Origin of the sequence: uncultured Dokdonia sp. (assembly GCF_947492815.1) — a bacterium.
GTDB lineage: Bacteria > Bacteroidota > Bacteroidia > Flavobacteriales > Flavobacteriaceae > Dokdonia.
Window position 1 is genome coordinate 37,664 of sequence record NZ_CANLOB010000022.1, and the last position, 13,912, is coordinate 51,575.

The 13,912-nt window shown below is 35.0% G+C and carries 14 protein-coding genes; 6 read left to right on the top strand and 8 right to left on the bottom strand.

The genetic code is table 11. The features are described from left to right. Positions 1–9 precede the first annotated feature (9 nt). Positions 10–1,167: a flavohemoglobin expression-modulating QEGLA motif protein gene (locus Q1A01_RS17395; protein WP_299683524.1), complete on the top strand. Its 1,158-nt coding sequence runs from the start codon at positions 10–12 to the stop codon at positions 1,165–1,167. Between the two features lie 18 nt (positions 1,168–1,185). Here Q1A01_RS17395 and pulA read toward each other — a convergent pair whose 3' ends face one another. Both pulA and Q1A01_RS17405 read right to left on the bottom strand, forming a co-directional pair. Further along, positions 1,186–3,195, bottom strand: a complete 2,010-nt coding sequence (gene pulA / locus Q1A01_RS17400) for a type I pullulanase (RefSeq protein WP_299683526.1) — start codon at positions 3,193–3,195, stop codon at positions 1,186–1,188. Between the two features lie 103 nt (positions 3,196–3,298). Further along, the gene (locus Q1A01_RS17405) at positions 3,299–3,754 is read right to left on the bottom strand and encodes a DUF6265 family protein (protein ID WP_299683527.1); all 456 of its coding nucleotides are present in this window, start codon (positions 3,752–3,754) and stop codon (positions 3,299–3,301) included. A gap of 87 nt (positions 3,755–3,841) precedes the next feature. On the opposite strand from Q1A01_RS17405, the gene Q1A01_RS17410 reads away from it, so the two are divergent. Next, on the top strand, positions 3,842–4,234 hold the full coding sequence (locus Q1A01_RS17410) for a hypothetical protein (protein WP_299683529.1): 393 nt from the start codon (positions 3,842–3,844) through the stop codon (positions 4,232–4,234). A gap of 4 nt (positions 4,235–4,238) precedes the next feature. On the opposite strand, the gene Q1A01_RS17415 is transcribed toward Q1A01_RS17410, so the two are convergent. Continuing rightward, positions 4,239–5,024, bottom strand: a complete 786-nt coding sequence (locus Q1A01_RS17415; protein WP_299683531.1) for a CPBP family intramembrane glutamic endopeptidase — start codon at positions 5,022–5,024, stop codon at positions 4,239–4,241. Between the two features lie 145 nt (positions 5,025–5,169). Here Q1A01_RS17415 and guaA point away from each other — a divergent pair, with 145 nt between their 5' ends. Together guaA and Q1A01_RS17425 are read left to right on the top strand one after the other, a co-directional pair. Beyond that, positions 5,170–6,702, top strand: a complete 1,533-nt coding sequence (gene guaA, locus Q1A01_RS17420) for a glutamine-hydrolyzing GMP synthase (RefSeq protein ID WP_299683533.1) — start codon at positions 5,170–5,172, stop codon at positions 6,700–6,702. A gap of 9 nt (positions 6,703–6,711) precedes the next feature. After that, the gene (locus Q1A01_RS17425) at positions 6,712–8,787 is read left to right on the top strand and encodes a LysM peptidoglycan-binding domain-containing protein (protein WP_299683535.1); all 2,076 of its coding nucleotides are present in this window, start codon (positions 6,712–6,714) and stop codon (positions 8,785–8,787) included. Positions 8,788–8,868: 81 nt separating this feature from the next. Here the strand turns inward: Q1A01_RS17425 and Q1A01_RS17430 are convergent, their stop codons facing one another. Further along, entirely contained in the window at positions 8,869–9,654 is a 786-nt protein-coding gene (locus Q1A01_RS17430; RefSeq protein WP_299683537.1) for a membrane metalloprotease, read from the bottom strand. Positions 9,655–9,690: 36 nt separating this feature from the next. On the opposite strand from Q1A01_RS17430, the gene Q1A01_RS17435 reads away from it, so the two are divergent. Further along, complete coding sequence (locus Q1A01_RS17435) at positions 9,691–10,227, top strand: DUF2059 domain-containing protein (RefSeq protein ID WP_299683539.1); 537 nt, start codon at positions 9,691–9,693, stop codon at positions 10,225–10,227. Here the strand turns inward: Q1A01_RS17435 and Q1A01_RS17440 are convergent. Then, on the bottom strand, positions 10,214–10,918 hold the full coding sequence (locus Q1A01_RS17440; RefSeq protein ID WP_299683541.1) for a methyltransferase domain-containing protein: 705 nt from the start codon (positions 10,916–10,918) through the stop codon (positions 10,214–10,216). The genes Q1A01_RS17435 and Q1A01_RS17440 overlap by 14 nt on opposite strands. A 23-nt stretch (positions 10,919–10,941) precedes the next feature. Here Q1A01_RS17440 and Q1A01_RS17445 point away from each other — a divergent pair, with 23 nt between their 5' ends. After that, the gene (locus Q1A01_RS17445) at positions 10,942–11,436 is read left to right on the top strand and encodes a YkgJ family cysteine cluster protein (RefSeq protein ID WP_299683543.1); all 495 of its coding nucleotides are present in this window, start codon (positions 10,942–10,944) and stop codon (positions 11,434–11,436) included. Positions 11,437–11,441: 5 nt separating this feature from the next. Here Q1A01_RS17445 and Q1A01_RS17450 read toward each other — a convergent pair whose 3' ends face one another. The 3 genes from Q1A01_RS17450 to Q1A01_RS17460 form a co-directional block, all read right to left on the bottom strand. Beyond that, positions 11,442–12,209: a dienelactone hydrolase family protein gene (locus Q1A01_RS17450; RefSeq protein ID WP_299683545.1), complete on the bottom strand. Its 768-nt coding sequence runs from the start codon at positions 12,207–12,209 to the stop codon at positions 11,442–11,444. 110 nt (positions 12,210–12,319) lie between these two features. Further along, positions 12,320–12,913 carry an aspartyl/asparaginyl beta-hydroxylase domain-containing protein gene (locus tag Q1A01_RS17455; RefSeq protein ID WP_299683547.1) on the bottom strand — a complete coding sequence of 198 codons (594 nt, stop codon included), beginning with the start codon at positions 12,911–12,913 and terminating at the stop codon, positions 12,320–12,322. Positions 12,914–13,014: 101 nt separating this feature from the next. Then, complete coding sequence (locus Q1A01_RS17460; RefSeq protein ID WP_299683549.1) at positions 13,015–13,743, bottom strand: ribosome-inactivating family protein; 729 nt, start codon at positions 13,741–13,743, stop codon at positions 13,015–13,017. Between the last annotated feature and the right edge of the window lie 169 nt (positions 13,744–13,912).

Here is a 13,912-nt window from a genome sequence, read left to right on the forward strand (position 1 = left end):
AATGATTTTATGCACTTTCAAGCTGTTGATACCAATGCCGCCATTTTTGAAATCGATCAAAACCTCGATCGATTAGTTCATAATATAGAACTTCTTAATTACCTAAATCCACTGAACATAGAGGTGGAGAAGAAACGTTTTTTTGCAAGTAAGTACACCGTAGAACCACAGTTTAAGTATCGTAAAATTAAATTCAGTCCTTTTAAATTACAACGTTTATTTTTTAATCAGCGTTTGGAACGTATAGAAGATGATGAGATCCGACGTTTGTATCGCGATATTATATATGAATATTCTGGATTGATTGCCTGTATAGAAACTATAGGGAAAGGGAAGCAGTTTTATTATAACAATCTTAAGGTCTTTGGAACTCCTAAAGAACGGGATGTAGAAAATGCACGTTTTATTCTTCATTTTGCAGATGAAAATGAAGGAGAGGATATGGTTGCAAAATACAATGTGAAAGAAGCACAAGCGTATTTTGAAGAGTTTGGAAAGCGATATGATTTTGATTTTAATATCAAACAAAGTAGTCATATCTCTGCGGCTGCTATGGTGCTCAATGCATCAGATACCATGTTATTAAAGAAGAATCATTCTTTCTGTAAAAATCAGATAGAAGTACTCGCAAATCATGAAATAGGGGTTCACTTAGTGACGACACACAATGGAAAGTCACAACCCTTAAAAATATTTTCGAATGGCTTTGTCAATAATACAGAGACGCAAGAAGGACTAGCAGTGTTTAGCGAATACATGAGTGGTAATTTGACGTTAAGCCGTCTTAAAGAACTTGCACACCGTGTGATTGCAGCAGATAGCCTTATCAAAGGATATAGTTTTGTAGATACCTTTGATTTACTTTTTAATCAATATAAAGTGCCTAAGGATAAAGCATGGCAAATTACCTTACGTGTACACAGAGGAGGTGGTTTTACAAAAGATTTCTTGTACTTAACAGGACTTAAAAAAGTATATGAATACTATCAAAAAGGCGAAGATCTATCCTTATTACTTACGGGAAAAGTAACGCTAGAAAACTTACCAGTCATTAAGAAGATGATGGATGTAGGTTTAGCAATTCCTAGTAAGCATATCACCGATTCTTATGCTAAAAATCTAAATACAAATACCAAGCTAGATTTTATACTCAAGAATTTGAAGTAGGCGCTCTTTTACCTAATACTACTCCTGATATAAAACAAGCATAGATAGTTCTGGAACGGTAATAGAACCTGAAACTGCTGTTTGAGTATTGAAATCATCACCAATGACGGCTGTTTTCCAAGTACCTTCTAATGGATATGTGTGAGGCGTTGTTTGTGCATTGTATATCACATAGATGGTTGCCCATGTATCTCCATTTGCATGATTGCTAAGTTGGTAACTTACCAATCCATTTACTTGTGTTTTAAACGTAAGGTTTTTACGAACTTCATCGGCTGTGGACATTCTAAAAGCAGGATGTGCCTTTCGTAAGGCGATAAGGTTTTTATAATAATTGACAACGTCAGCATGTTCCGTTTTACGATCCCAATCTATCTGATTAATGTTATCAGGTAAATTATAAGAATTATGTTCTTCATTTTTTGTACGTAACAGTTCTGCACCTGCATGAATAAATGGAATTCCTTGAGACGTAAGCACAACTGCATTGGCTAGTTTATCCATTTTAATAATATCTTCTTCGGTAGCATCTCTTCGAGAGACCTGTAGTTTATCATATAATGTATGATTATCATGGCAGGACACATAGGAAATAGCTTGCCATGGTTCATTTGTCCATGGCGCATCTGAATAGTTGACCGCTTTATAATCAATCTGTGGATGTTGGATGGAACCTACAACGCCAAATTTTATAGATTCCTCTGTATCTTTAGCTCCACTCACAAAACCAGTACTTTGATCATCAAATACAGACCCTTTTAATCCATCTCGGATATCATCACTAAAAGCAGTCACAGCTGGCATTTTCTGTATATGTGCTTTGAGTGCTCTGTCCTCAAGCGGTAGAGGAGAATCACCTGCTGTCCAACCTTCACCATACACAAAAATATCGGGGTGTATTTCCTTTAAGGTTTCAGTGACCGTATTCATAGTTTCAATATCATGAATCCCCATGAGATCAAAACGGAATCCATCCAAGTGATATTCTTCTGCCCAATACGAGACAGACTGCACGATGAATTCTCGCATCATCTTGCGATCTGAGGCTGTTTCATTTCCACAAGCAGAGGCATTTGCATACGAACCATCTTCATTTTGACGGTAATAATACCCAGGAAATTCCAAACTGAAATTAGAACTATTAGTATCACCTTTATCATTAGGCATTCCTGTATGATTATACACAACATCGAGGATGACGCCTATTCCACTTTCGTGAAAACGTAAGACCATCTCTTTAAATTCTTTGATGCGTACTTCGGCATGATAAGGATCTGAAGAGAACGACCCTTCTGGTACATTATAGTTCTGCGGATCATATCCCCAGTTGAATTGTGGCGTGCCTAAATTGGTTTCGTCTATAGAATAATGATCGTAGGTAGGTAAAAGGTGCACATGGGTAATCCCTAAATCACGCATATGATCAAATCCTGTAGCTTCTCCATTAGGTCCCTTGGTTCCTTCTTCTACCAATCCTAGATACTTCCCTGGCATCGAAGATCCTGATTGTGGATGTATAGTCATATCTCGAATGTGTAGTTCGTATATCACAGCATCATTAGGACTTCTTAAAGAAAGCCTTTTATCTGTTGTCCATCCTTCAGGATTGGTACGTTCCAAATCTAAAACCATCGCTCTATGACCATTTACCCCAACAGCTTGAGCATAAATACCAGGTGTTTCTTTTAACCATGTACTATCTACCTGTATCTGATACGTATAATAGGTGCCATCATAATCCCCAGTAAGTGTTTTTGACCATTTACCATCTGTAGATGGCTCTAATGGATGTGTTTCAAAGGGTTTTCCTTCGTGACCGTTTTTATATAAATGTACTTGTACCTTTGTTGCTACAGGTGACCACATTTTAAAAGTAGTTGCTTCCTTGCTATACGTTAACCATAAATTTTTGTCATCAGGCCCTTGATAATCAGTATAAGATTCATGTACTTCAGGAATATAGTCTGGTTGCTTTTTGCAAGAAATGGTAGTCATAAGAATACATAAAAAAAGGATGATATAGCGCATGATGATCATTATTATTATTTAAAAAAAGGATTCTCAAAAATAATGTACTTTTAGAGGTATCCCAATAGATAATGGAGCTTTATCTTAAAAGATGCGAGTAGTATTACTCTTCTACTTTCCAAAAAACAAAAGGAATTTCCATGTCTTCAGAAGAAACGACGGCAGTGATCGTATCATCAAAATAACGATACTGTATGTGGGTAGGAAATTCATTAGAAGGATTATGAGCAACAAAACTAGTTGCTGTTTTTTTTAGTACTGTAAATGGAACCATAGGTTCAACACCATTGTTAATTTCTAAGATCCACATAGTATCTCGTTGTACAAGTCGCATTTGTTCTTTCCAAGTGGTATCTTTTTCTTGTAACGTATATCCCATGCCTTTATAACTATTTTGAGCAGTTTGTTCCCATACTTCAAAAGTTTCTTTTCCATCTTGTTCATTGGTACGTTCCCAATTTCCAATGAGGTAGTCGAAATCTCCTTTGGGCAATTTTTCTTTGTTTTTTTGACAAGATACAATTGCCAGAAAACTAAAGACATATAAAATAGATTTCATAAAATAATGTTTAATAGAAGTACAATAGCAACTAAAGTTACTATTTTTATATCTCTAATCTATTATATTAGCAAAAAATCAAAAGTTATGAGAATCTTGTTTGCCATTTTATGTTGTGCTTTTTTAATGTCTTGTGGAAGTGATGATGGAGGAGAAACTGTAGATCCAGAAGTAGTATGTCCAACAGTTGATCTTGCAGGTTTTGAAATTCGCGTAATTAATGGAACAACAAGTGGTCCTTTATCTGGAGTAACCATTACTGCTAGAGAAGGTAACATCTTTGAAGAAGTACTTATGGAAGTATCTACTATTCCAGGAACTTATCAAGGGGTTTTAGAAAGAGAAGGTTCTTATGTACTTGTGGTTGAATTAGATGGTTTTCAAACAGTGGTTACAGATGCCATTACTGTAGGACGTCTTGATGATGAATGCAATACCTTAGATACGCAAGATTTATCGTTCACATTGAGTGAAATATAAGAAGCTATTGCACTTCTTCGACAGTTACTTTTCGTAACATAATCATCCCAAAAATGAGACATGGTAATACGACAAGAGTTATTACGATAGCGCTTGTTAGTGACGTTGCTTGTTTTGTTGCTTCAGTAGTTGTTTCTGAAATTCCCATACTATCTAGTTTTGCAAAAAAGTCAATAAGTGCATGAATGATGATAAGAGGATAAAGTCGTTTGGTACGTAGTAATAAAGCACCAAAAAGGACTCCTATAAACAAGGCGAAAAATACTTGAGACACTTCTCCATAAATTCCCTTATCAAATTTAAGAAGGTGTAATAATCCAAAAATGAACCCTGCGCCAAACACTGAAAAAACAATACCTTTTTTAGAATGACCATATGCTTTTATAAGATACGATTGCATAAATCCACGTAAACTCAATTCTTCAGAATAGCCAATACTAATACAATAGATAAGTAATAAAATGCTATTCATTAATAAATTATCTGTGACCATCTCATCCATAAATAAAACATTTATAAGAATCAAATAGAGCGGATATAGTAATAACCATTGATGCTGTACTTTTTCCGTATGAATCCCAGCCAGCGTTTGTAAGTGATATTTCTTTATAAAGAGATAGGCTATAAGACTCATAAGCACATTCACTCCTGTTGAAAATAAAGTGTGACTTCTATAAGAAGTAATCCCCTGACCTATAAGTAAGTTAGTAGTCCACTCCCTACTAACTATGATAAGAATAAGTAGTATAACAAAGATATAAAGAGGAATAAGAGAGATTTTGGCTTTCATACGTATGGTTAGTTTACTGTATATGAATAGTAGAAGATTTAATCTTTAAAATGTTACAAATACTGCTATAAAAAGATGTTAAAAACTCCTTCATTTTGTGGTTTATAATTTTGAAATACTGATGTTAAAATTGGTATTTTTGCCTATGCAAAACAACGTCCTTATTTTAGACTTCGGGTCTCAGTATACACAGTTAATAGCGCGTCGTGTACGTGAGCTTAACATTTACTCAGAAATTAAACCTTATAACAACCCTCCTAAAGACTTATCTAGCTACAAAGCTGTTATTTTATCTGGATCACCGCATTCAGTAAGAGGAGAAACCCCGCCACATCCAGATCTCTCTGAGATTAAAGGTAAAAAACCCTTATTAGGTGTATGTTATGGAGCTCAATATTTAGCGCATTTTCATGGCGGTGAAGTTGGGCAGTCTAATACACGTGAGTATGGAAGAGCAAATCTTTCTATGGTAAAAGAAGGAGAAACTTTTCTTGAAGGTGTATCTATGAATAGTCAAGTATGGATGAGTCATAGTGATACGATAAAGAAGCTTCCAGAAGGCGCTGTTCGTATAGCATCTACACATGACGTAGAAAATGCAGGCTACCGAATAGAAGGAGAAGATACTTATGCAATACAGTTTCATCCTGAAGTATATCACTCTACTGATGGAAAAAAAATACTAGAAAATTTCTTAGTTAAAATCGCTGGCGTTGCCCAGACATGGACGCCTGACGCGTTTGTAGAGACGACAGTAGCCGACTTAAAATCAAAAATAGGTGATGATCGTGTGATCCTTGGACTCTCTGGCGGCGTAGATAGTACAGTGGCAGCAACATTATTACATAAAGCAATTGGAAAAAATCTACACTGTATTTTTGTAAATAACGGTTTACTCCGTAAAAATGAGTATACAGATGTACTCAAACAATATGAAGGTTTAGGGCTTAATGTAAAAGGGGTAGATGCTTCGGCACGCTTCTTGGATGCCTTAGAAGGAGAAAGTGATCCAGAGACCAAACGCAAAGCAATTGGACGTGTTTTTGTAGAGGTCTTTGATGATGAAAGTAAATTAGTTGAAAATGCAACGTGGCTTGCACAAGGAACTATTTATCCAGATGTGATAGAATCTGTTAGCGCCACTGGAGGACCAAGCGCTACAATAAAATCACATCACAATGTAGGAGGATTACCTGATTATATGAAACTTAAAGTTGTAGAACCGCTTCGTATGATTTTTAAGGATGAGGTGCGTAGAGTAGGTGCAAGTATGGGATTATCGGCAACATTACTCGGTAGACACCCATTTCCAGGCCCTGGATTGGCGATACGAATTCTTGGAGATATCACTCCAGAAAAAGTACGTATATTACAGGAGGTAGACCATATTTTTATTAGTAGCCTTAGAGAATGGGGACTGTATGATAAAATATGGCAAGCAGGTGCAATGTTACTACCTGTAAACTCTGTAGGCGTTATGGGAGATGAGCGTACCTATGAAAAATGTGTGGCTTTAAGAGCTGTAGAAAGTACAGATGGCATGACTGCAGATTGGGTACATTTACCTTATGATTTTATGCAGAAAGTGTCTAATGATATAATAAACAAAGTAAAAGGCGTTAATAGAGTAGTGTACGATATTAGCTCTAAACCGCCAGCCACTATAGAGTGGGAATAAACCAAGATTATGAAATTGAAACATCTTTTTTTAATTTGTATATGTGTGTTGTCTTTTGCTTTCGCGAAAGCGGAATCTGAAGCATCCGTATATTTTCAAGAATTTATTTCACATCAAGTTACCGAAGGAGAAACTTTATATAGTATCGCCCGAAAGTATAAACTGAAGGAAAAGGATATTATTAAATTAAATCCTGATGCAAAAGAAAGAGTGTACGAAGGATTGGTATTGATCCTTCCAGCTACTGCGGCAACTTCAAAAGAAACAACAGCTACTCCTCAAGAAGATGTTCGTTTTAAAACACATAAAGTAAAGCGTAAAGAAACGTTATATAGTATTTCTAAAAAATACGATGTAACGCAAGATGCTATCAAGAAATATAATAAGCGTTTGTATAGCGAGACATTACGTAAAGGTGATAAAATTAGAATTCCTTTAAATTATGTAGGTGTTGTAGAAGAAAAAGTAACCATTACAAATACAGGTGGGGGTGTTTCTCAAGAAGAAGGACCAAGAGATGGAGGACCTGCTTTTGTTCCTTATGTAGTAAAAGCAAAAGAAACTAAATACGGTATTGCACGTCTATATGGAATTACCATTTCAGAACTAGAAGCTATCAATCCAGAAATGAAAGATGGGCTGAAAGTAGGACAGACTATTAAAGTGCCTAATACTACCTTAGAAAAGAATGATACTGCCGTTATAAACGAAGAAGTATATGCCTTTTATGAAGTAAAGAAAGGAAATACAATTTATAGTCTTCTAAAAGAGTTTAATATCAATGCAGATAAACTTGTAGAATTAAACCCAACTGTAGCCGAAGGACTTAAAGAAGGAATGATCCTTAAAGTTCCTAAGGGTGTTTCAGGAACCATTTCAGAAACAACGGCAGATGCAGGAGCTATCATTGCTATTAATACAGATACAGCGAAAGCAAGCTTATTAGATAGTTTATCTAATTTCTCGACAAAGAAAGTAGTATTAATGCTACCTTTTGGAGTCAATCGTACCACAGCAGATTCACTATCTAATGGAGAGGAAATCATTAAAAATGATAGAGCCCTTAGAGTTTCATTAGATTTTTATAGCGGTGTATTAATCGCATTAGATCATGCAAAGCAAAAAGGAATTTCTACAGATTTAAAAATATATGATACAGAGTATATAAAGGCAGATGGTGATGCTACCAATGCTAGAAAAGTAGAACGTCTTATCTCATCTAATGATTTTTCTGATGTAGATGTGGTGATAGGACCTTTATTAGCAAGTAATTTTAATAGAGCATCTACGTTATTGGCACGTCAGAGAGTTCCTTTAATATCTCCTATAACACAACATGTTGATTTTAGATCTAATGTCTTCCAATCTAGACCTAGTGAAGCTCAAATGCGTGAGGTCATGATAGATTATTTAAAACCTAGAGCAGCTGGAAAAAATATCATCATTATAGCTGACCAAAAGAATGCTAAGATAAAAACGAGATTACAATCTCTTTTTCCTAACGCTAAAATAGTAAAGGTTACAGAAGGTGATGATGGGCCATATTTAGGGCGGTATGATATTACTGATAAACTATCAGAAACTATTGAAAATTGGGTCATTATAGAAACAGATGATGTACCACTTATAAGTTCAGCTACCACGAGACTTAATACATCGTTAATAACCAGTAAAATAACATTATTTACTACTAAAAAAGGAAGAGCTTATGACAGTGATGCAATACAGCATATGGATTTAATGCATCTTCATTTTCATTACCCTTCTATGAATAAAGAATATACATATAGCGTCACAAAAGAGTTTGTAGATATGTATGAAGATCGGTATGATATTACGCCTAGTAAAGAAGCAATACGTGGGTATGATATTATGTATGATACCTTACTTCGTTTAGCATTTGCTGAAAACTTGTATGATGCCGCTAGTTCTGGTTTAGAAACAAGTTATATAGAAAATAAATTTCGATATGATCAAAAGAGCTCAGGCGGTTTTTATAATAATGCGATATATCTTATAAAATATTCAGAAGGGCTGATGCTAGAAGAGATTTCTCAAGAACCTCTAGAAGAAGTAGAAGATTAGAGAAAACAACCCATTGTAACACATAAAAAAAGCAGTAACCTTTGTTACTGCTTTTTTTATGTGTTTATTTTTAAATAGGTATTATAAACCTCCATTTGCTTGTAAATCTGCTATACATAACGGATCAAACTCTGGAATAGTAGCAATATCACTGGTATTAAATATACTTGTCACTGTTTGGAAAAACATTAAACATCCATCTACATTACAATGTCTTTCATTATTTTCATCTTCATGATCTGATGTAAGTGGCGTTCCTGAGTTTACAAGGCCAAATATATGTCCAAACTCATGACGTAGTGTAGACGTCTCAAGTAATGTTCTATTGATTGGAGTAGGAGAGGTATTTGCAAGATCTATAAATGTTTTTTCATAAATCACCATAGAAGTGTTGCGATAGGCTGTACCTAAGACAAATGAATTACCAGAATTGGATGCTGAGATTCCATCAGAGAAAAACATCCAAACTCCTATTTCATCCCCATCATTAAATACCGTACGATTATCATCTTCAATAGCAACAATCTCATTAATATCATATGGAGCTGTTTCAGTAGGAGTAATCATACTCTCAACAATAGTAATTCCATCTGGTTTATCTAAACGTTCTTCAAGAAAACTTTGGATAAGATCTATGGTGGTTTGTGTAGGTCTAAAACCTTCTACATAGGCAAGTTCTAATCGCAAACTTTTAAAATCTGTTGCAGAAAGTAATTCATTTGCAGAAGAACCTAACGGTTGTTGGTTTGCACTAGCATTTGGATTTGTATCAGGAGGTGTCTCTTCATCGTCATTTCCACAACTTACAACGGTAAAAGCAACACATAAAAGCACTAAAAAAGGGAATCTTAATCTTTTCAATATCATTTTTTATATATTTAAACCTCTAATTTAATCGTAAAAATGATGAAAAAATTACTTTTTGTACTATTTTTTTTAAGTTCATTACATTTCAATGCGCAAGAATCTACCTATCATGGCGATGTTATGCGATATCTTACAATGAATGGAACTGCCAATCAATATAGTGCAGCTATTGATCAATTATTTGAACTTCTTGGTAAGCAATATCAAGAATATAATGTGCCGAGTGATGTTTGGAGTGAACTTAGAAAAGAGACAACACCTGAATTAAATAAGATTTTAAATATGCTGGTTTCTGCCTATAGAGGTACATATGAACATGAAGATATTAAGAACATGATTGCGTTTTATGAAACCTCAACAGGTAAACAACTCATAGCAGATAAAACAGCTTTAAATTATGAACAACAAAAGGAAGCATCTGTATTTTATAACTCGCCAACAGGTCAAAAAATCTTGACGTCAGAGCAACAGATATCAAGTCGTGTAGGCGAAGTATCTGAAATTTGGAGTCGTGATTTATATAGAAGCTTAGTTGATAAACTTGCAGAAAAAGGATATGTCATGCAACAGTAAGTTGCGCTAAATAATCATAATGATCACCTTCTAAAATGAGTTCACAATTGAGCTCATTTTTTTTTGCGTAGTGTGCTAGAGTCTCAAAGTCTAAGTATAGCCATTTAAAGTCTTCAGAGCGTTGTCCTTTATAACTCATTCCCATAACAACTTCACCATAATATGTGCTGTGTAGATCTATCCAATAGCCTCCATCATCAGTTTCAAACATGTATTTTATATCAGATCCATCTATTAGGATTTGACCTGCTGGCCGTAGTAGCTTTTTTAGGTGTTGTAAATAAGTATCAATTTTTGATATTTCTTCAAAAATTCCAGTACCGTTCATCAGTAAAAGTAAGGTGTCGTAAGTGTCGTTATGATCTAATATAGATGATGTAATAGCATGTTTCAGTGTACGCTTTCGCGAAAGCGTACCACAGCCCTTTGAAATATCCAGAGCAGTTACCTCAATATCATGTTCTTGTAACCAAAGACTGTGACTTCCAGCACCACTACCTATATCTAACGTTTTCCCTTTGCATAATTGCAATGCTTTTTGCTCTATTGCTGGCATCTCATCGTAAGTGCGGAACAGATAAGGGATTGGTATATGATCATCTTCAGCGATAGAAGAATGTACAATGATATCTTCTGTATACTGTTTATCAAAGTAATCATTAACGGCCTGACCGAATATATCTATATCCATAAAATAGTACTTACATTTGTGTTATGGAAGACTTGCTCAAATCTTTACCACAACTTGCCAAAGATAAACATAACGAGAACAAAAAGTTCTTTGCAAAGTTGCGCAAAAAAACACCTAAGAAGTTAGATTACTTAATGCAAGAATTGCATGAAGAAGAGTTTGAACGTACTGATTGTTTATCATGCGCCAATTGTTGTAAAACAACAGGCCCACTGTTTACAGATAAGGATATTACACGTATTGCGAAGCATTTCAGAATGAAAGAACAAGCATTTATAGATACGTATTTGCGTATTGATGAAGATAATGATTATGTATTGCAAAGTGTGCCTTGTACTTTTTTAGGCGCCGATAATTACTGTTCTATTTATGAGGTACGTCCTAAAGCATGTAGAGAGTTTCCACATACGGATCGTAAAAAATTTCAGCAAATTTCTAATCTTACGCTTAAAAATGTAGCGATGTGTCCAGCTGCATTCAATATTGTAGAGGAAATGAAACGTAGAATTCCGAAATAAGAACATTAGTTTAACTGACTATCAAAATATGTAATTACATCATTAAGTGCATCTTTAGTGGCATGTCCTTCTTCGTCTACAAAATCTAAAGTTAATATCGCATGCCCATCTCCTGGTAGTTCATGAAGTATGATGCGTTCTCGATCTGTATTAAATGTTTTTTTGTAAAGGTCAAAACGTGATGCAGGACACATTCCATCTTCTTTAAAACGCGCACAATGCATTGGACCTATATCATCCAATCTATTTTTGACTTGTGTTATTTCTTCGGGACTCATATGTATACCTCTTCTTTTAAATGGAAGAGATGGTTGACTTGCAAATCCAGCAAGCACAGCTTGATTTGCCATGAGTGAAATTGCAAAATTGCCTGTGAGACACATCCCAATCACCGCAACACCTTGTACCTGGTGTTTTTCTTTTGTATACGTGCAGAGGTCTGATAAGAAGTCTACGATGGGACTTGAATGATTTCTTGCAAGAGCACTAAATTGACGGCGCATACAGAAAAGAACCTTTCCAAAATTTGCAAAGGTGGCTGTTTTTCCAATTTTACCAAAAAGGTGCGGGAGTACAACAGTATATCCTTCATTTACAAAACGATCGGATAAAGCAAGTGTTTCTTGTCCTATACCGGGCAACTCTTGAATGATGATGACTACTTTAGAACCACTGCCTTGTGTGTAGATGGTATTGGTTACTACTTTTCCGTTGCGTAATCTACTGGTAAATGATTCTTTTTGATATGCATCTATTTGTGTAATGGAACTCATACTCCTTTTTATTTTAGGTGTTTTATAAGTAGCTGTTATTGCTTAGATATACTTATAATCTACTGTAAATTATTTAATGATAGGGAGTGTTGGGCTTCTGGTGTTATATACTAAGCGTTTTCGCTATCTGCAATCACTTTTCTGATCCAATCATTTGGAATCATATCAATGGTTAGGTTGATGCGCTCTTCGGCACCTGCATTAACTACTTTATGCGGATCAGTAAGGCGTAAGTACCAACATTCACCAGGTATCATAGGCACTGGTGTTCCATTCAGGAAAAAGACAACATCATCATTGTTCAAAATAGGGATGGTGAGTCTAATGACTGAGCGTTCTACTTCTAATCCTAATGTAGGATCGGTATGTTCTCTCACATTAGAATTGGGTGCCAGTCTTAGTAAGCGTACTAAAGTAACTTTCGTATGTTCCTTAAAAGTATTAATAATACTTTGAAAGTACGGAGATGCATTTAAAGCAGGCGTATCCATCCAGTCAGTCCATGAGCCATCTGCATAATCCATTGCTGGAGGTGGAAAAGGAAGTGTCGTATCTACTTCATGAGCAGGTGCACGTAAAGGAATTACATTATAATACTCAAACTGCCCAAACTGTAAATTTTTAAATTCTTCCAGCATTTTTGCTGTATCAAAAGTAAAAGGAAGTTTTATTCTGTCTTTTGTCTGTGTAGCTGTAGTATCCATATGCCTGCTAAAATCAATTGATTAATTATACACCCTTAAAATACTTATTTTCTAACTATCGAAATACCCGTAAATCTACCTGATTTTATATGTGAAGATAATTAGCTCTTTAATTCTCCAGTATGACGATGTATTCTGTGTAACTCATATACGGCAATATCAGGATTTAACACCCCTTTATCTGCAGCCGTAACCGATAGTTTTGCCCATATAACAGCTAATTTATAGAAATCGTCATAAATAGCAGATACAGGTTGATTTTCTATAAGGTCTTCTATGGTATTTGATATTTTTGCAAAACGAATCCCTTCTACGAGTGACCAAAAAGTAACTAGAATATCATTGCTTTTTTGATCAAAAGAGATATCTGGATTGATAATGTTTTCCATACTTGTGAGTAAAGTACTTAAACGCACATTCATCGTTGTAACATCTGGTAAGTGTTCTTTTTGAGATTGCCGTCTAATGTCTGAATAGCCATCTCCATATGAAATAGGCGTTACATCAAATCCTAATTTTTCTAAACCAGAAATCCCTTCTCCTTGAAATCCGTATACATCATTACCTATCAAGAAGCCATAGACATAATAGAACTCTAAATTGATAATGAGTTGTAATTTTTTGTTGTCTCCAAATGTAATTGTCAATCCTCCAAAATCACTCGCCAATAAATATATAGCGGGATATGCTTCATTATTGATATATCTGATTCGAGAGGTTGCCTTGCGAAATCCGTCTAAAGAACATTGAAAATTTTCATTAAGTTGTATTTCTAAGGTCTCTCCGTGTAGGGTTGATATGCTTTTAAAGATGTCTGTATTACTTGCCATGATATATCTATTATAGTGGGTTTATCATTAAGAGGTTCAATATAATAGCTTGATAGTATTAGTACTACCGTATAAGTACTTGATTTTAGGGTTGAGTACTCATTTTTTGATTAAAACACATCTTCTTAAAAAAGAAAGTCGCCTTAAAAGTAGACGACTTTTACTTAAT